The following is a 17,247-nucleotide window of genomic DNA, read 5'->3' on the forward strand; positions in this document are numbered from 1 at the left end:
GCCCCCGCAGCAGGACGGCGGGCGGCAGGGCGCCCCGGGCCCCGGCCGCTCGCCCGAACCGGCCGCGCCGGCGCCCCGGGCCGCGGCACGACGCCCCCAGGGCGGCCCGCTCCCCCGGCCCGAGGCGACGCCGGTCACCCGTCCACTGCGGGAACGCCCGCACACTCCCCCGCCGGCCCGCCCGCGGCCCCGGGACCGCCAGCACACCCCTGCCCCCGGCGGACGGCCCGGCAGCGCGCGGCAGCGGCTGCTGCGGCAACGGCTGGTGGTCTTCGTCACCGTGACGATCGGCGTCGCGCTGGCCATCGCGGCGGCGCAGGGCTGCGAGAACCGGGGCAACCAGGGGGCGCCGGTGGTCGGGCGGACGGCGACGGCGAGCACCGGGCACGGCGGCGAACAGGCACTGGCCGGCAGCTCGGTGGACGTCGCGGCGCAGACCTCGGCCACCCCGCTCCCGGCGGTGGCGCGCGGCACGGCGGACGGGGCGTTGGCGCCCGCGCAGGGGCCTGGGCCCGTGGTGGACTGGCCCAACCGCAGCTACTCCGACGGGACGGGCGGGCCCGCGGTGACGCTGAAGGACGGGCACTCGGTCGGAACCGGGCCGCAGCTCGCGCTGAGCGCGGTGCTGCCGGCCCGGTACAAGGGCCAGCCGGCCGCGGTCGTGGTGCTGCGGCGGGCGGAGGGATCGGCACCGGTCGACCTCGTCCAGCTCTACACCTTCACCGGGGACACCCCGGTCGCCACCACCTCCCGCACCTCCGCCGCCGACCCGCAGGCCACCGCCGGCTGGCGCCTGGACGGCAGCGCGGTCGTCCGGGAGGAACGCGTGGCCACCACCGGCGCCGTCATCTCCACCCGCTACACCGTGCGCGCCGACGGCACCCTCGACGAATCCTGGCCCGGCGCCGGCGCATCCGGCGGCGCCACCCCCAACTCCCCTCCCCCGGCCGCCGCCCCGGCCCCGCCCACCGCCGCATCGACCACCGGCTGAGCCGCACCGGGAGTCGGCGGAGCAGAGCCGACGCCGCTGGGGCGGGGCCGGGAGGTCGGGTGGGGCGGCCGTTCGGTGGGGGTCAGGGAGTGGTGACGGCGTAGAAGGCCACGGCGGCGGCGGCGCCCACGTTGAGGGAGTCGATGCCGTGGGCCATGGGGATGCGGACGGGGTGGTGGGCGGCGGCGATGGCGCGGGGGGTGAGGCCGTCGCCTTCGGCGCCGAGGAGGAGGGCGGTCCTGGGGAGGGTGTGGGGGGCGAGGGTGGCGAGGTCGACGGCGGTTTCGGCGGGGGTGAGGGCGAGGAGGGTGAACCCGGCGTCGCGGACGGTGTCGAGGGCGGCGGGCCAGGGGTCGAGGCGGGCGTAGGGGACCGCGAAGACGGCCCCCATGGAGACCTTGACGGCGCGGCGGTAGAGCGGGTCGGCGCAGTCGGGTGAGAGCAGGACGGCGTCCATGCCGAGGGCGGCGGCGCTGCGGAAGATGGCGCCGAGGTTGGTGTGGTCGACCAGCCCTTCCAGGACGGCGACCCGGCGGGCACCGGTCAGCAGGTCGGCGGCGTCGGGGAGGGGCTTGCGTTCCATCGAGGCGAGGGCGCCGCGGTGGACGTGGTAGCCGGTGACGGCTTCGGCGAGTGCGGGTTCGACCACGTGGACGGGGGCGTCGGCGTCGGCGATGACGTCGGCCATCACATCGAGCCACTTGGCGGTCAGCAGCATCGACCGCATCCGGTAGCCGGCGGAGAGGGCGCGGCGGATGACCTTCTCGCCCTCGGCGATGAACAGGCCCTCGGCGGGTTCGCGGCGGCGGCGCAGTTCGACGTCGGTGAGGCCGGTGTAGTCGGCGAGGCGGGGGTCGGCCGGGTCGGTGATGGTGCTGGGTTCGGACACCCTGCGATCTTGCCAAGCCGGGGCGGGGAAGGCCAAACGGCCCAGGGGACGGGGTGGTCCCGCGCTGGCCGGAGTGCAAATATGACCGTATGGGCCGAAATCCGGGCCGATCCTGGGCTCCGTCGGCCTCTGGTGCCACCGGCGACGCCGGCTCCTTCGGTGGGCGCCCACACGGTCGGCAACAACTGCCACGCGCGAAGCGTCCGCGACCGGCACGGCGCCGGTCGGTGGCCGGGCAGGTGTTCGCGCTCCAGATCCTGGTCGTACTGCTGCTGGTGGCGGGGGCCGCGGTGGCGCTGGTGGTGCAGTCGCACAACGACGCCGACCGCGAGGCGCGCAACCGGTCGGTGGCGGTCGCGCAGACGTTCGCCCACTCGCCGGGCATGGTGGAGGCGCTGCGCTCCCCCGACCCGACCGCGGTCCTGCAGCCGAAGACGCAGTCCGCCCGGGTCGCCTCCGGCGTGGACTTCATCGTGGTGATGAACAACCAGGGCATCCGCTACACCCATCCCAACCCGGCGCTGATCGGCCACAAGTTCGTCGGCACGTACGAGCCCGCGCTGCAGGGCCAGGTCGTGACCCAGCACCTCACCGGCACGCTCGGCCCGCTGGTCCAGACGGTGGTCCCGGTGTACGCGCCGGACGGCTCGGTGGTCGGACTGGTCTCGGCCGGGGTGACCCTGAACAACGTCTCCACCGCGAGCGAGCGGCAGCTGCCGGTGGTCCTGGGCGCCGCGGCGGGCGCAATAGGCCTGGCGACACTGGGCACGGCTCTGATCAGCCGGCGGCTGCGGCGGCAGACGCACGGGCTGGGCCCGGTCGAGATGACCCGGATGTACGAGCACCACGCGGCGGTGCTGCACGCGGTGCGCGAGGGCGTGATGATCGTCGCCGGGGACGGCCGGCTGCTGCTCTGCAACGACGAGGCACGCCGGCTGCTGAACCTGCCGCCGGACGCCGAGGGCCGTCCGGTGACCGGGCTGGGCCTGGACCCGGCCCCGCTGGAGCTGCTGACCGCCGACCGTCCGGTGACGGACGAGGTGGTGCTGGCCGGGGAGCGGCTGCTGGCGGTGAACGTCCGGCTGACCGACCAGGACGGCGGCCCGCCCGGCTGCGTCGCCACGCTGCGCGACTCCACCGAGCTGAGGGCGCTGACCGGCCGGGCCGAGGGCGCGCAGCGCCGGCTGCGGCTGCTGTACGACGCCGGCATGACGGTGGGCAGCACGCTGGACGTCACCCGGACCGCGGAGGAGCTGGCGCAGGTCGCGGTGCCGCGGTTCGCGGACTACGTCACGGTGGACCTCGCGGAGCCGGTGCTGAACGGCGACGAGCCGTCGCGGGACACCTCGTTGGGCCGGATGCGGCGGGCGGCCGTCGTCGGCACCCGGGATGACGGCCCGTTCTACCCGGTGGGCACCGTCCTGGACGTGGTGCCGGCCACCCCGCTGGCGGCGGCGCTGGACAGCGGTGCCCCGGGGCTGGAGCCGCGGCTGGCCGAGGCACGGAGCTGGCGGCAGCAGGACCCGGAACGCTCGGCGCAGCTGCTGGCGTACGGGGTGCACTCACTGGTGCGGGTGCCGCTGCGGGCGCGCGGGGTGCCGCTGGGGGTGGTCCGGTTCTGGCGGGCGGAGCGGCCGGAGCCGTTCGAGTCGGAGGACCTGACGCTGGCGGAGGAGCTGGTGACGCACGCGGCGGTGTGCATCGACAACGCGCGCCGGTACACCCGTGAGCACGCCATGGCGGTGACCCTGCAGCACAGCCTGCTGCCGCGCAGCCTGCCGGAGCAGAACGCGCTGGAGGTGGCGCACCGCTATCTGCCCGCCCAGGCCGGGGTGGGCGGGGACTGGTTCGACGTGATCCCGCTGCCGGGCGCCCGCGTGGCGCTGGTGGTCGGCGACGTGGTCGGCCACGGGCTGCACGCGGCGGCGACGATGGGCAGGCTGCGGACGGCGATCCACAACTTCTCGACGCTCGACCTGCCGCCGGACGAGCTGCTGGGTCACCTGGACGAGCTGGTGAACCGGATCGACCAGGACGAGGCGGGAAGCGGCGAGAGCGGCGGGCTGACCGGGGCGACCTGCCTGTACGCGATCTACGACCCGGTGTCCCGGCGCTGCACGCTGGCCAGCGCGGGGCACCCGCCGCCGGCCGTGGTGGACCCGCAGGGCCGGGTGGCGTTCCCGGAGCTGCCGACCGGGCCGCCGCTGGGCCTGGCGGTGCTGCCGTTCGAGACCGTCGAACTGGAGCTGGCCGAGGGCAGCCGGCTGGTGCTGTACACGGACGGGCTGGTGGAGGACCGCGAGCGGGACATCGACGAGGGGCTGGCGCTCCTGCGGGAGGCCCTCGCCGGGCCGCCCCGAACGCCGGAGCAGACCTGTGCGGACGTGCTCGGGGCGATGCTGCCGGCACATCCGCAGGACGACATCGCGCTGCTGGTCGCGGAGACCAGGGTGCTGGCGCCGGACCGGGTCGCGCAGTGGGACGTGCCCACCGATCCGGCGGCGGTGGGGGCGGTCCGGGCGCAGGCGGCGAACCAGCTCGCCGACTGGGGGCTGGACGAGACCTCGTTCGTCACCGAGCTGATCCTGAGCGAGTTGGTGACCAACGCGATCCGGTACGGCTCCGGGCCGATCCGGGTGCGGCTGCTGCGCGACCGCTCGCTGATCTGCGAGGTGTCGGACGGCAGCAATACCTCGCCCCACCCGCGGTACGCGGCGACGGAGGACGAGGGCGGCCGCGGGCTGTTCCTGGTCGCACAGTTCGCGGACCGCTGGGGGACGCGCTACACGGCGACCGGGAAGGTCATCTGGACGGAGCAGCCGTTGGAGTAGGAGGCCGGACCGGCCGACTTCCCACTCCCGACGACGCCCGCGGTCAGCGCTGGAAGGCCGCGGCCAGTACGTTCACCACGTCGCCGACCACGATGACCGCCGGGGGCTTGACGCCCTCGCTCTCGACCACGGCGGCGACGGTGCCCAGGGTGGCGTCCACCCGGCGCTGGGCGGCCGTGGTGCCCTCCTGGACGACGGCGACCGGGGTGTCGGCCGGGCGGCCGTGCTCGACGAGCTCGGCGGCGATCGCGCCGATCTTGTCCACAGCCATCAGCAGCACCAGGGTGCCGCTCATCCCGGCGACGGCCTGCCAGTTGGTGACCGAGCGCGGGTCGTCCGGGCCGACGTGGCCGGAGACCACGGTGAACTCCTGGGTCAGCCCGCGGTGGGTGACCGGGATGCCGGCCGTCTCCGGGACGCTGATCGAGCTGGAGATGCCGGGCACCACGGTGACCGGGATGCCCGCCTCGGCGCAGGCCAGCAGCTCCTCGCCGCCGCGGCCGAAGACGTACGGGTCGCCGCCCTTGAGCCGGACCACGAACTTCCCGGCCCTGGCGTGCTCGATCAGCGCCTGGTTGATCGCCTCCTGGGCCATCTGGCGGCCGTACGGGATCTTCGAGGCGTCGATCACCTCGACGTGCTCGGGGAGTTCGGCGAGCAGCTCGCGCGGGGCGAGGCGGTCGGCGACCACCACGTCGGCGTCGGCGAGCAGGCGGCGGCCGCGCACGGTGATCAGGTCCGGGTCGCCGGGGCCGCCGCCGACCAGGGCGACGCCGGCGCCGTGCGAGCGGTACGAACGGGTGGCCAGCGAACCGTCCCGCAGGCCGCCGACGATGGCGTCGCGCAGGGCGGCGGAGTGCCGCGGGTCGCCGGTGAGGACGGCCACGGTGGCGCCGGCGTCGCGGCCGCTGGCCGGGGTCCAGGCAGTGGCGGCAGCGGCGTCGTCGCTGCGGGAGCAGAACACCCGCTCGCGCTCGGCCTCGGCGCTGACGGCCGTGTTGACCGCCGGGTCGTCGGTGGCGACCAGGGCGTACCAGGCGCCGGCCAGGTCGCCGTCGGCGTACGGGCGGGCGTGCCAGGTCAGCTCGCCCGCGTCGGCCATGGCCTGGACGGCCGGGGTGGTGGCCGGGGATATCAGGTGCAGCTCGGCGCCGGAGGCGATCAGGGCCGGCAGCCGCCGCTGCGCGACCTGGCCGCCGCCGACCACCACGACGCGGCGGCCGGCCAGCAGCAGGCCGACCGGGTAGGGAGTGCGGCCCTCGGTGCTGGGGTGCGGGGTGGGCGCGGTCATCGGCGGTGCTCCTGATCGGGAGTGAGGGTCTGGGTCAGTGCGGTGGTCACGCCGCCCGGCGGGCCGGGTGACGGTACGCCGCTCCGCGGGCCGGCGCGCCCTCGGGCCGGTCCGCGGAGCGGTGGGCAGGTCGTCAGGCCTTCTCGGTGACCCCGGCGGAGTCGAAGGTGGCTACATCGTGCATCGCGCGGGCCGCGCTCTGCACCAGCGGCAGTGCCAGCAGGGCACCGGTGCCCTCTCCGAGCCGCAGGTCGAGGTCGATCAGCGGACGCAGGCCCAGCTTCGCCAGCGCGGCCTGGTGGCCGGGCTCGGCGGACCGGTGGCCGGCGATGCAGGCGGCCAGCACCTCGGGGGCGATCGCCTTGGCGACCAGTGCGGCCGAACCGGCGATGACGCCGTCCAGCACCACCGGGGTGCGCAGCGAGGCGGCACCCAGCAGGAAGCCGGCGATGGCCGCGTGCTCCAGGCCGCCGACGGCGGCGAGGACGCCGACCGGGTCGTTCGGGTCTGGCTGGTGCAGGGCCAGCGCGGCCCGGATGACCTCGATCTTGCGGGCGTGGGTCTCGTCGTCGATGCCGGTGCCGCGGCCGGTGACCTCGGCCGGGTCGAGGCCGGTGAAAACCGAGATCAGGGCGGCCGAGGCGGTGGTGTTGGCGATGCCCATGTCGCCGGTGACCAGCGCCTTGTTGCCCGCCGCGATCAGGTCGCGGGCGGTCTCGATGCCGACCTCGATGGCCTGGAGGGCCTCCTCGCGGGTCATCGCCGGGCCCTGGGTCATGTCGGCGGTGCCAGGCTTGACCTTGCGCGGCAGCAGCCCGGTGGCGCGGCCCTGCTGGACGGCCTGCGGCAGCTCGGCGGCGACGCCGACGTCCACCACGCAGACCTCGGTGCCGATCTGCTTGGCGAAGGAGTTGATCACCGCTCCCCCGGCCAGGAAGTTGCCGACCATCTGGGCGGTCACCTCCTGCGGCCACGGGCTGACGCCCTGGGCGTGCACGCCGTGGTCACCGGCGAAGATCGCCACGCAGGCGGGCTCCGGGACCGGCGGCGGGCACTTGCGGGACAGGCCGCTCAACTGGGCGGAGATGATCTCCAGCATGCCGAGCGAGCCGGCCGGCTTGGTCATCCGCTTCTGGCGGTCCCAGGCCTCGCCGAGCGCCTTGGCGTCCAGCGGGCGGATGCCGCGCAGGGTCTCGGCGAGCAGGCTCTGCGGCTCCTCGCCGGGCAGGGCGCGGTTGCCGTACTGCTCCTCGTGGACGACCCAGGAGAGCGGGCGCTTCTTGGCCCAGCCCTGCTGCTCCAGCTCCGGCTCGTCCGGGAAGGAGTCGACGAAGCCGACGCACAGGTAGGCGACGACCTCCAGGTGCTCGGGCAGGCCGAGCTCGCGGACCAGCTCCTCGTCGTCGAAGAAGCTCACCCAGCCGACGCCCAGGCCCTCGGCGCGGGCGGCCAGCCAGAGGTTCTCGACGGCCAGGGCGGCCGAGTACGGGGCCATCTGCGGCTGGGTGTGCCGGCCCAGGGTGTGGCGGCCGCCACGGGTGCGGTCGGCGGTGACCACGATGTTCACGGGGGTTTCGAGGATGGCCTCGATCTTGATCTCCCGGAACTGCTTGGCCCGGCCCTTCGGCAGCGAGTCCGCGTACGCCTCGCGCTGGCGCTCGGCCAGGGCGTGCATCCGCTTGCGGGTCTTCGCCGAGCGGATCACCACGAAGTCCCAGGGCTGCGAGTAGCCGACGCTGGGCGCGGTGTGGGCGGCCTCCAGGACGCGGATCAGCACCTCGTGCGGGATCGGGTCCGGGCGGAAGCCGTTGCGGATGTCGCGGCGCTCGCGGATCACCTGGTGGACGGCGTCACGGCCGGCCTCGTCGTAGCCGGGGGCGGCCGGGCCGCGGGGCTCGGCGGGTTCGGCGTGCTCGTCCCCGGCGGCGGGGGCCTCGGACGACTCGACGGATTCGGCGGACTCGACCGGCTCGGCGGACTGCTCGGGCTGCTGGTCGGCGGGCTGCTCGGCCTGGGCCTCGGGCTGCGGCTCCTGGCCGTCGAGGGCCTCGGGCTGGTCGGCGGCCTGCGCGGCGGGCTGCTCCGCGACCGGCTCGGCGGCGGGGGTCTCCTCCTGGACGGCCTGCGGCGCGACGGCGGCGGGCTCGGCCGGCGGCTCCTCGGCGGCGGGCGCTTCGGCGGCCGGGGCCTCGGAAGGCTTCTCCGCGGTCTCCGCGGTCTCCGCGGTCTCGGTCGTGGGCTGCTGCTCGGCCTCCGGGGCGGCGGCGGTCTCGACGGGCTGCGCGGCCCCGCCCTCGGCACCCGTCTCCACGGGCTGCCCGACCGCCTGCTCCGCCACCGGCTCGGCCGGGGCCGCGACGGGCTGCTCGGCCGCCCCGGCCTCCGCCTGCGCCTGCTCGCCCTCGGCGGCGACCGACTCGGCGACGGCCGGCTCGGCGACGGCGGACTCGGCGACGGCGGACTCGGGCTCGGTGGCAACGGGCTCCTGACCGGCGGCCTCGGAGACGGCCTGGCCGGAGGGCATCTCACCGGTGCCGGCGGCGGTCTCGGCGACCGCCTCGACCACGACGGCCTGGGCGGCCTCGACGGCCTCCACGACCTGCTCGGCCGGCGCGGTCTGCTCCGCCGCCTGGACCACCGCGCCCTCCGGGGCCTGCTCGGCGGCCTGCGACGCGTCGGCGGCCGCTATGGGGGCGGGCTGCTCCTGCGTCGCCTCCTCGGTCACCGGGGCCTGCTGGGCCGCCTCGACCTTGGGCAGGCCGTGCGGGGTCGGCGCGGCGAGGAAGGCGGAGATCCGGCGCGGCTGACCGGCCGGAGCGGCACCCTCGGGCTGCTCGACGGGCGCGACACCCTCCGCGGCGACGGCCTCGGCAGCGCCCTCGACGGCGACGCCCCCGGCTGCGGCCGTCTCCACGGCCGTCTCCACGGCGCCGTCAACGGCCACCGTCCCGACCGCGGCGCTCTCCGGCGCGACCGTCTCGGCAACCGGCTCGACGACCGGCTGAGCGGCGGCGTCCGCCGGGACCGGCTCGACCACGACGCCCTGCGCGGCCTCGGGAGCCACGACGGCCTGCGCGGCCTCGGGAGCCGCCACGGCGTGGACGGCTTCCGGCAGCTCGACGACCTCGACCACCTCGATGGCCCCGACCGTCTCGACGCCCATCAGGCCCTCGACCGGCTGCCCGGCCAGCGGCACCTGCTGGTAGCCCTGACCCTGCGGCACCTGGTGCACCTCCGGCCCGCCCTCGACCGTGGTGGCCGCCGGGGGCACCGGCGCGACGGGCGCCATCGGGGCGGCCTGCGGCACGCCCTGCGGCACGGCACCCGGAACCGGCGCGGCGGCCTCACCCATCGGCGGGCGGCCGACGACCGGGATGCCGTGCGCGGGCGTGCCGCCCTGCGACGGGCCGCGGTCGGCCAGCGAACGGACCGGCACCTGACCGGTCATCAGCGAGGGGTCCGGAATCGGCGGACCGGCGTGCAGCGGCCGGCGCGGCGGCTGAGCCTGCGTCATCGGCTGCTGGACCTGCGGCTGCGCCTGGGCGGCCTGGACGTGCTGCTGGCCGTGCTCACCGCCGAGCAGCGGCGGGTCCACCGGCGGCCAGGACGGCTCGACCGGCATGCCCTCCTGCTGCGCGAACGGCGCCTGCTCGGCGCCCCAGGAGCCCTGCGGACCGGGCATCAGCAGGACGTCGTCCTCGTCGTCCAGCCCGTCCGGCTGGTCGACGAAGTGGAAGGCGGGGCGTGCGGCGCCCTGGTCGACGGCCCAGCCCTCGCCCGGGACCGCCTGCGGCGGCACGCCGGGGACGGCGAAGTTCGGCTGACCCTGCGGCGGGATCACACCCGCGCCGGGGGGCATCGCACCGGGCACCGCGCCGGTCGGCGCCGCCTGGTTGGGGATCATGCCGCCGTCGGTCGCGACGCCCTGCAGGGGTGCAACGCCCGCGACGCCCTCCGGTCCGCCGAGCGGGTCGGGCCCGGCGTGCAGGTGCTCCGGCAGTCCCTCACCCGGGACGTGGCCGCCATCGGTCATTGTCAAAGCTCCTTCCAGGCCGCTGCCGCGCCCCTTGGCGACGCGATCACCGACCGCAGCGCCCATCCGCACGGGCCGGACACCTGCACCGACCCGCCCCTCAACCACACGTGGCCGCCGCGCCGTGGCGCTGCGGCCCAAGTCCTTCCGGCGCGCTGCGGCACCCCGGCCCGGGCACCGCCCGCGAGGACGGTGCACCATCTGAAACAACGACAACCCGGAGCAACCGGCACGACCGCACCGGACCCTACGGCATTCTCCAGGTCCGGCACGCGGCCCGTCGAATTGCCCACACTCCGAGCGGAAGCGGGTTGCACCACGTCAAAAAGGTGACAAACCGACCGAATCGGGCAGGGCGCCGACAGCTGCAGCCGCCTGGGACGCCAGACTACCGGCCCGGCGCGGTGACCTCTCGAATCGGTGTCCGGATGCGACCTGGATCACCGCCCGGGCCGCCCACCGGGCCCGGCGCGCACCCGAGGCCTTCACACGATCTGCTCACCCCAGAGCAGCAGGGCGCCGCTCGCGCCCGTGCCGAGCACCAGTCCGCCGCCCTCCTCGGCCGCCCCCAGCGGGGTCGCCTGCAGCAGCGCGCCGTCCGCCCGGTAGCCCGCCCCGGCGATGGCCCGGTGGATCTCCTCCGCCTCGGCGAAGGTGCGGGCCACCGCGACGAAGCGCTCCGGCCTGCGGGCCAGGACGGCCCGCACCACCTCCGGTCCACCGGATTCCACCACCGCCGCGTCCGGCTCGGGCAGGCCGCCCAGCACCTCGGGGCCCTGCCCGTACACGGTCTCCACCTCGACCCCGTACCGGCGGGCGTTGACGGTGAGCCGGGCGCAGGCCGAACGGGACGCCTCGACCGCGACCACCGCGGCGCCGAACCGGGCCGCCTCCACCGCGAGGGCGCCGCTGCCCGCGCCGACCGACCAGACGAGGTCCCCCGGACGTGCACCCAGACGGGCCAGCACCAGGGCGCGCACGTGCGCGGGGAGCGCCTCCGATGCGCCCGGCTCACCCTCTGCGCGCCCGGCGCCCGTGTAGGCGTCGCCGGGGAGCGCCCAGCCGCGTTCCGCGCCGGGGTAGCCGACCGGGCGCCCGGCCAGCCAGCCGGCCGCCTCGCCGACCGCGCCGACCTGGGCGCCGCCGCCGATCACCAGCACCACGTTGGGGTCGCGCCAGACGTGGTCGGCGATCCGGTCGGAGGTCAGGACGGTGACGTCCTCCTCCGGGGTGCCGAGGGCCTCGCAGACCACGAAGGTCCGGTGCACCCCGCGCAGCATCAGGGCGAGTTCGCTCGGACCGGCGCCCGGGGCGGTGAGCACCGCGACCTTGGGGTGGGCCCGGCAGATGTTGGCCGCGCGGCGCAGCCGGCCGCCGTGGGCGCTGACCACCTGGGCGTCCTCCCACGGCATCCCGGCCCGGGCGAAGGCGGTGGCGACGGAGGAGACGGCGGGCAGGACTTCGAGTTCGAGGCCGTACTCGGGGCGGCGCAGGGTGCGCACCACGCCGAAGAAGCCCGGGTCGCCCTCGGCAACCACGACGGCGGCGCCGCGGTGCTCGGCGATCGTGCGGGCGGCCCGCTGGATGTTGCCGAGGGTGATCCGCTCGGCATCCTCCGGCACCGGAAGGGCGTCCAGTTGGTAGGGCGCTCCGGCCACCAGGGTCGCCGCGGCGAGGGCCGCACCGGCGGCCTCGGTCAGCGGCGTACCGTCCCACCCGATGACCGTGATCCGGTCAGCCATCTGCGGCCGTTCTCCCTCGACTCGACGCGGGCGCCCACTGCGCGGCGCCGGTGGAGAGGCTACCGGGTGCGACCGCCCGTAGGCCGACATCTCGCACAGATGTCCGTGCCGGGCGGGTGGCCGGACGGCGGGTCAGTCGCGCAGTACGTAGCGGTGGTCGCCGTGCCAGCCGTCGCGGTGCAGTTCGGGCGACTCCAGGTCCTCCGGGAGCAGGCTCCACAGGATCAGGTCGCTTCGGCTCTCCTCGACGACCTCGCCGGACTCGCCGCGCACTATCCAGGCGCTGCGCAGCACGCCCTCGCTGATCCCGCCGATCTTCTGGGCGACCTGCTGGGCGGCGGTGTTCCCGGCGGCGGTGCGCATCTCCAGGCGCAGGAAGCCGCGGTCCTCGAAGAGCCACTGGGCGACACCGAGGACGGCCTCGGGCGCGTAGCCCTCGCCGCGGGCCCAGGTGGCGGTGACGTAGGAGATCTCGGTGCTGCGCAGCCGCCAGTCGGTGTTGCGCAGTTGGACCAGGCCGACCAGTCGCTGGGTGAGGTGCTCGGTGACGGCGAAGACGATGCCGCGCCCGGCGGCGCGGTGGGCCGGGGCGAGGGTGCGGGCGAGCTCGGCCGCGTAGCCCTCGGTGAAGGGGTGAGGGTGGTCCGTCCAGGCCAGGACGAGGTCGTCGGCCATCATGGTGGCCAGGCCGGGGGCGTCGTCCTCCGCAAGGGGACGCAGCAGCAGCCGTTCGGTGCTGATGGCGGTCTCGGGGAAGCTCGCTGCCATGCCGTCTCTCCTCGCCGGGTCGTGAACACAACACCGTACGCCTCCGGCGCGCTCCGGGTATCAGGCGGTGCGCCGGTCGCACGACGGTACGTCAGAACCCGGTCCGCCGTGGTGTCCCTGGTGCATACTGCCGGACCGGGCCCCCGCCGAACTGCGGCGGGGGCCCGGTCGGGCGCTATGCGGTATGACCGTACGACGATCAGAAGGCCGGGATGACCGAACCCTGGAACGTGTCGGTGATGTACTTCTTGACCTCGTCGGAGTGCAGCAGCTCGGCCAGCTTCTTCACCCGCGGGTCGTTCTCCTTGCCCTTCTTGACGGCGAGGATGTTGGCATAGGGGTTGCCCTCGGCCTTCTCCAGCACCAGGGCGTCGGTGGCCGGCTTCAGGCCGGAGTCGAGCGCGTAGTTGCCGTTGATCACGGCGGCGTCGAGGTCGACGACGGAGCGGGGCAGCTGGGCGGCCTCCAGCTCCTTCCACTTGAAGCCCTTGGGGTTGCCCGTCACGTCCGCCGGGGTGGCGGCGGTGCCGGCGCCCTCCTTGAGGGTGATGAGCTTGTTGTCGGCGAGCAGCTTGAGCGCGCGGCCCTCGTTGGTGGCGTCGTTCGGCAGGCCGACGGTGGCGCCGGACGGCAGGTCGTTGATCGACTTGACCTTCTTGGAGTAGACGCCCAGCGGCTCCAGGTGGACGGTCTCGACCGAGACGATGTCCGTGCCGTTCTTCTTGTTGAAGTCATCCAGGTACGGGACGTGCTGGAAGTAGTTGGCGTCGGCCGAACCGTCCTGCACCGCCGTGTTGGGGGTCACGTAGTCGGTGACCTCCTTGATGTCGAGCTTGAGACCCGCCTTGGCCGCGAGGTTGTCGTTGACGAACTTCAGGATCTGCCCGTGCGGGGTCGGGCTGGCGACGACCTTCAGCGGCGCGTTCGGGTCCGAGGAGGACGAGCCCGAGCTGCCGCAGGCAGCCAGCGACAGGGCGAGGCCGGCGGTGGCGAGGACACTGGTGAACTTCAGAACGTTGCGCACGAAAAGTGCCTTTCTGCGTGATGCGGGGAGCCGCGTCCGGAGGTCGGACGAGGGGGGTCTAGGAGGCGACGACGAGGTCCTCGTCGGGGGCCGGGGCGGTGGCGCGCGGGCGGAGCAGGCGGGTGCGTCCGCCGCCGCGGCCCCGGTTGGCCAGCCGGCGCACGGCGAGGTCGCCGGCCAGCTGGATCACCGTGACGATGATCGCGATCTCGGCCACGATGATCCACATGAAGGTGGTCTCGAAGCGCAGGTAGCCGTAGCGGTAGGCGAGGTCGCCCAGGCCGCCGCCGCCGACCGTGCCGGCCATCGCGGAGTAGCCGATCAGCGCGATGACCGTGGTGGTGACGGAGGCCACGATGCCGGGCAGCGCCTCGGGGACGAGCGTCTTGCGCACCAGCGTCCAGGTGCTGCCGCCCATCGCCTGGACCGCCTCGATCAGACCGCGGTCGACCTCACGGACGGAGGTCTCGACCAGCCGGGCGAAGAAGGGGATCGCACCGACGGTCAGCGGCACGGTCGCGGCCTGCCAGCCGAGGGAGTTGCCGGTCAGCCAACGGGTGAAGGAGATCAGCGCGATCATCAGGATGATGAACGGCAGCGAGCGGGCGAGGTTCACGATCGCGCCCAGCACCTTGTTCACCGGCTGGTTCTGCAGCGCACCGCCCTTGGAGGTCAGCACCAGCAGCACGCCGATGGGCAGTCCGAGCAGGACGGTGCAGACCGTCGCGACCCCGACCATCTGGAAGGTCTCCTGGGTGGCGGGCCACATCAGCTCCTGCATCTGGTCCCAGCTCAGGCCACTCATGCCACCGCTCCGTCCGCCGTACCCATCACGTCCACCTGCAGGCCCTGCTCGCGCAGGTAGCCGATCGGCACCACGTTGTCCTGGTGGCCGCCGGACAGCTCGACCCGCATCCGGCCGACCATCCGGCCCGCGATGGTCTCCACGGCGGCGCCCAGGATGTTGATGTCGATCTGGTAGGTCCGGGCCAGCTGGGAGACGAACGGCTGTGCCGGGGTGTCGCCCTGGAAGGTGATCTCCAGGACGGTGGTCCCGGGGTGGCCGGTGCCGAACTCGCTGAGCGGGAACAGCTCGCGGGCCAGTTCCGAGCCGGGCTCGGCCAGCAGGTCGGTCAGCTCGCCGGACTCCACCACCCGGCCACCGCGCATCAGGGCGGCGGAGTCGCAGACGGACTTGATGACGTCCATCTCGTGGGTGATCAGCAGGACCGTCAGGCCCAGCTGCTGGTTGAGGTCGCGCAGCAGCTTGAGGATCGAGCGGGTGGTCTCCGGGTCGAGCGCCGAGGTGGCCTCGTCGGAGAGGAGCACCTTGGGGTCGCCGGCCAGGGCCCGGGCGATGCCCACCCGCTGCTTCTGGCCGCCCGAGAGCTGGCCGGGGTAGCTGCGGGCCTTGTCGCCGAGGCCGACCAGGTCCAGCAGTTCGGCGGCCTTGCGGCGGCGCTGGGTGCGGTCCAGGCCGATGATCTCCAGCGGCAGTTCGACGTTCTGCTGCACCGTGCGGGAGGACAGCAGGTTGAAGTGCTGGAAGACCATGCCGATCCGGCGGCGCGCCTCCCGCAGCTCCTTGCCGGCCCGGTTCTCGCCGCCGGACAGCGCGGTGAGCTCGACCCCGTCCACGGTGACCGTGCCGGAGGTCGGGCGCTCCAGCATGTTCACGCAGCGGATGAGGGTGGACTTGCCTGCGCCGCTGGTGCCGACGACTCCGTAGACCTCGCCCGGCCGGACGTGCAGGTCGACACCGGCGAGGGCGGTCACCTCGCGGCCTCGGGAACGGTAGACCTTGGTCAGGTCCGTGGTGGTGATCACAGCTGCTTCCGTGGGTCGGGGCGGGCGGCGGTGTCGACCGGCCGACCGGGTTCGGCCGGCGGTGTCCTACGACGCCTCGCCAGGGGGATCCGGAGCCGCTCCCCCTGATCGTGGCCGTGGAACGGCCGGGCCGCGCGACGGCGTGGCCCTGACGAGTCATCGACGGCCGCGGGTTGGCGGGCACGCCGGAGGGGAGGGTTCCGGGAGGAGGGCGCGCTCGCACGGGCGGGAGCGGCACCGGAGTCTCGCTTCGGGGCGCGAGGGGGAGGCACCCTCGACGGGGTGCCCGGGGGCGGTGGCCCTCAGCAGTGACACATTCGACGGCACATGGCACGCTCACCTGCCGGCAGCGTGCCGGTGGGGGTCCAGTTCGTCGTCGCAGTCATGTGAGCCAGTAAAACAGATGACCCGAATCGCACCCAACTGTTCGACGGCGATTGTCCGCATTGCGGACACCAGCCGTTCCGACCTGTGGAGATGCGCCTCGACGCCGCCACCGGGCGTCCGGATGGTGGCGGCGTCGAGGATGCCCGGGGGCGGGGGGCTCGGGCTGGCGGGGCTCGGACGGTCGCGACTCAGGCGGTCGCGGCGAGCGGGGTGGTGGCCGGCTTCTCCAGGTGCACGAAGCTCAGCCGGCTGCTGACCTGCTCGACGGAGGTCTGCCGGTAGCCCTGGCGGGCGTACAGCCGGAGGTTGCCGAGGCTGCGGTGGCCGGTGAACAGCCGGTAGGCCGTCACCGGGCGGCCGCCCTCGGCCATCCGGCGCTCCAGCGCCTCCAGGAGCCGGCCGCCCAGGCCGTGCCGCTGCATCCGGGGGTGGACCACCAGGCGCCCTATCCGGCCGATGCCCTCGGCGTCGACGTGGCCGCGGACGGCGCCCACCACCTCGTCGCCCAGGCGGGCGACCAGGACGTGCTGCTCGGTCAGTTCGGTGCGGAGGCTCTCCAGGCTCTGGGTCAGGGGTTCGATCGCCCAGTCGCCGTACAGCTCAGCCTCGGGCTGGTAGCCCAGGTACTGGAGCTTGAGGATCTGCTCCGCGTCCTCGGCCGCAGCGGCCGAGATGATCACGCTCATGCCCATGTGGAGGGGCCTCCCCAGTCGTCGTGCCCGGCGCGCAGAGGGTGGCGCGCTCACGCTCAGTATCCGAGCGTATGCGCCACCGTCAAGAGTGACGTTCGCCAGCGTGCTACCCGGGTGTCAGGTTCCCTCAACCTTCCGAGGGGCAGACGTGGCAAGGGTCACGCCGCGGTGGGGGCGGGGGCACGGCGGGCCGGAGGGGGCGGGGAGGGCCTGGGGCACCCGGGTGAGGCGGGGCCCGGCGGCTCGGCGAGGGTCACTCACGTCGGAGAGGCGGTCACGCAGGGCGAGGCCGGCGGGGCGTGGTCAGGGGTAGCGCTCGGCGTGGAGGAGGAGGCGCAGGCAGGCCAGGCAGCGGGAGCGGGTGGGCCCGATGGAGCCGCGCGGCATGCCGAGGCGCTCGGACAGTTCCCGGTACGTGGGTGGCGGGTCCTCGGCGAGGGCGGCGATCAGCTGGGGGCAGCGGCCGGGCAGGGCGGCGACGGTCTCGCGGACCACGCGGCGGCGGTGTTCGGCGAGGTAGACGTCCTCGGCGGAGGGGACGGACGGAAGGGGGGTGCACACACCGTGCATGACGGGCCCGGGCGGGGCCGGTTACGGCCGGGCCGGGGCGCGCACGCGGGAGGGGCGCGCCGGTCGGCCCGCCGCGCCCCTCCCCCGCAGCTCCAGGGGTCGGCCCAGGGGCCGTCTCCCCGGGTGCCGCGGGACCCGGAGGAGGCCCCCAAGGGCATCCCGACACCCCCAACAGAAGCCCCCCCCGGTCCCCCGTAAACAC

11 protein-coding genes and 1 pseudogene are annotated in these 17,247 nt (G+C 74.8%); 2 read left to right on the forward strand and 10 right to left on the reverse strand.

Translation table 11 applies throughout. The features are described 5' to 3' along the window. Positions 1-991: pseudogene (locus ACFV1W_RS18150) on the forward strand (hypothetical protein); the annotation flags it as partial. 82 nt (positions 992-1,073) lie between these two features. On the opposite strand, the gene ACFV1W_RS18155 reads toward ACFV1W_RS18150, so the two are convergent. Then, on the reverse strand, positions 1,074-1,880 hold the full coding sequence (locus ACFV1W_RS18155) for a TrmH family RNA methyltransferase (RefSeq protein WP_380417664.1): 807 nt from the start codon (positions 1,878-1,880) through the stop codon (positions 1,074-1,076). 89 nt (positions 1,881-1,969) lie between these two features. On the opposite strand from ACFV1W_RS18155, the gene ACFV1W_RS18160 reads away from it, so the two are divergent. Then, on the forward strand, positions 1,970-4,711 hold the full coding sequence (locus ACFV1W_RS18160) for a SpoIIE family protein phosphatase (RefSeq protein ID WP_380417666.1): 2,742 nt from the start codon (positions 1,970-1,972) through the stop codon (positions 4,709-4,711). Between the two features lie 43 nt (positions 4,712-4,754). On the opposite strand, the gene cobA is transcribed toward ACFV1W_RS18160, so the two are convergent. The 9 genes from cobA to ACFV1W_RS18205 all read right to left on the reverse strand — a co-directional run bounded on the left by cobA (position 4,755) and on the right by ACFV1W_RS18205 (position 17,036). Further along, positions 4,755-6,002: a uroporphyrinogen-III C-methyltransferase gene (gene cobA, locus ACFV1W_RS18165; RefSeq protein WP_380417668.1), complete on the reverse strand. Its 1,248-nt coding sequence runs from the start codon at positions 6,000-6,002 to the stop codon at positions 4,755-4,757. Positions 6,003-6,135: 133 nt separating this feature from the next. Then, positions 6,136-10,035 carry a nicotinate-nucleotide--dimethylbenzimidazole phosphoribosyltransferase gene (gene cobT, locus ACFV1W_RS18170; RefSeq protein WP_380417670.1) on the reverse strand — a complete coding sequence of 1,300 codons (3,900 nt, stop codon included), beginning with the start codon at positions 10,033-10,035 and terminating at the stop codon, positions 6,136-6,138. Between the two features lie 485 nt (positions 10,036-10,520). Next, a complete protein-coding gene (gene cbiE, locus ACFV1W_RS18175; protein WP_380417672.1) occupies positions 10,521-11,777 on the reverse strand; it encodes a precorrin-6y C5,15-methyltransferase (decarboxylating) subunit CbiE in 1,257 nt (418 codons plus the stop codon). A gap of 132 nt (positions 11,778-11,909) precedes the next feature. Beyond that, positions 11,910-12,545 carry a GNAT family N-acetyltransferase gene (locus ACFV1W_RS18180; RefSeq protein ID WP_380417674.1) on the reverse strand — a complete coding sequence of 212 codons (636 nt, stop codon included), beginning with the start codon at positions 12,543-12,545 and terminating at the stop codon, positions 11,910-11,912. A gap of 199 nt (positions 12,546-12,744) precedes the next feature. Then, complete coding sequence (locus tag ACFV1W_RS18185) at positions 12,745-13,569, reverse strand: MetQ/NlpA family ABC transporter substrate-binding protein (RefSeq protein WP_380417676.1); 825 nt, start codon at positions 13,567-13,569, stop codon at positions 12,745-12,747. 58 nt (positions 13,570-13,627) lie between these two features. After that, on the reverse strand, positions 13,628-14,365 hold the full coding sequence (locus ACFV1W_RS18190; protein ID WP_380417804.1) for a methionine ABC transporter permease: 738 nt from the start codon (positions 14,363-14,365) through the stop codon (positions 13,628-13,630). A 5-nt stretch (positions 14,366-14,370) separates the two neighbouring features. Further along, on the reverse strand, positions 14,371-15,396 hold the full coding sequence (locus tag ACFV1W_RS18195) for a methionine ABC transporter ATP-binding protein (RefSeq protein ID WP_380417678.1): 1,026 nt from the start codon (positions 15,394-15,396) through the stop codon (positions 14,371-14,373). Positions 15,397-15,971: 575 nt separating this feature from the next. After that, positions 15,972-16,475 (reverse strand): GNAT family N-acetyltransferase, encoded by a 504-nt coding sequence (locus ACFV1W_RS18200; protein ID WP_380417680.1) that lies wholly within the window; start codon positions 16,473-16,475, stop codon positions 15,972-15,974. Between the two features lie 303 nt (positions 16,476-16,778). Further along, the gene (locus tag ACFV1W_RS18205) at positions 16,779-17,036 is read right to left on the reverse strand and encodes a sigma-70 family RNA polymerase sigma factor (protein ID WP_050366885.1); all 258 of its coding nucleotides are present in this window, start codon (positions 17,034-17,036) and stop codon (positions 16,779-16,781) included. Positions 17,037-17,247: the final 211 nt, after the last annotated feature.

The organism is Kitasatospora sp. NPDC059648 (assembly GCF_042734825.1).
Classification (GTDB): Bacteria; Actinomycetota; Actinomycetes; order Streptomycetales; family Streptomycetaceae; genus Kitasatospora.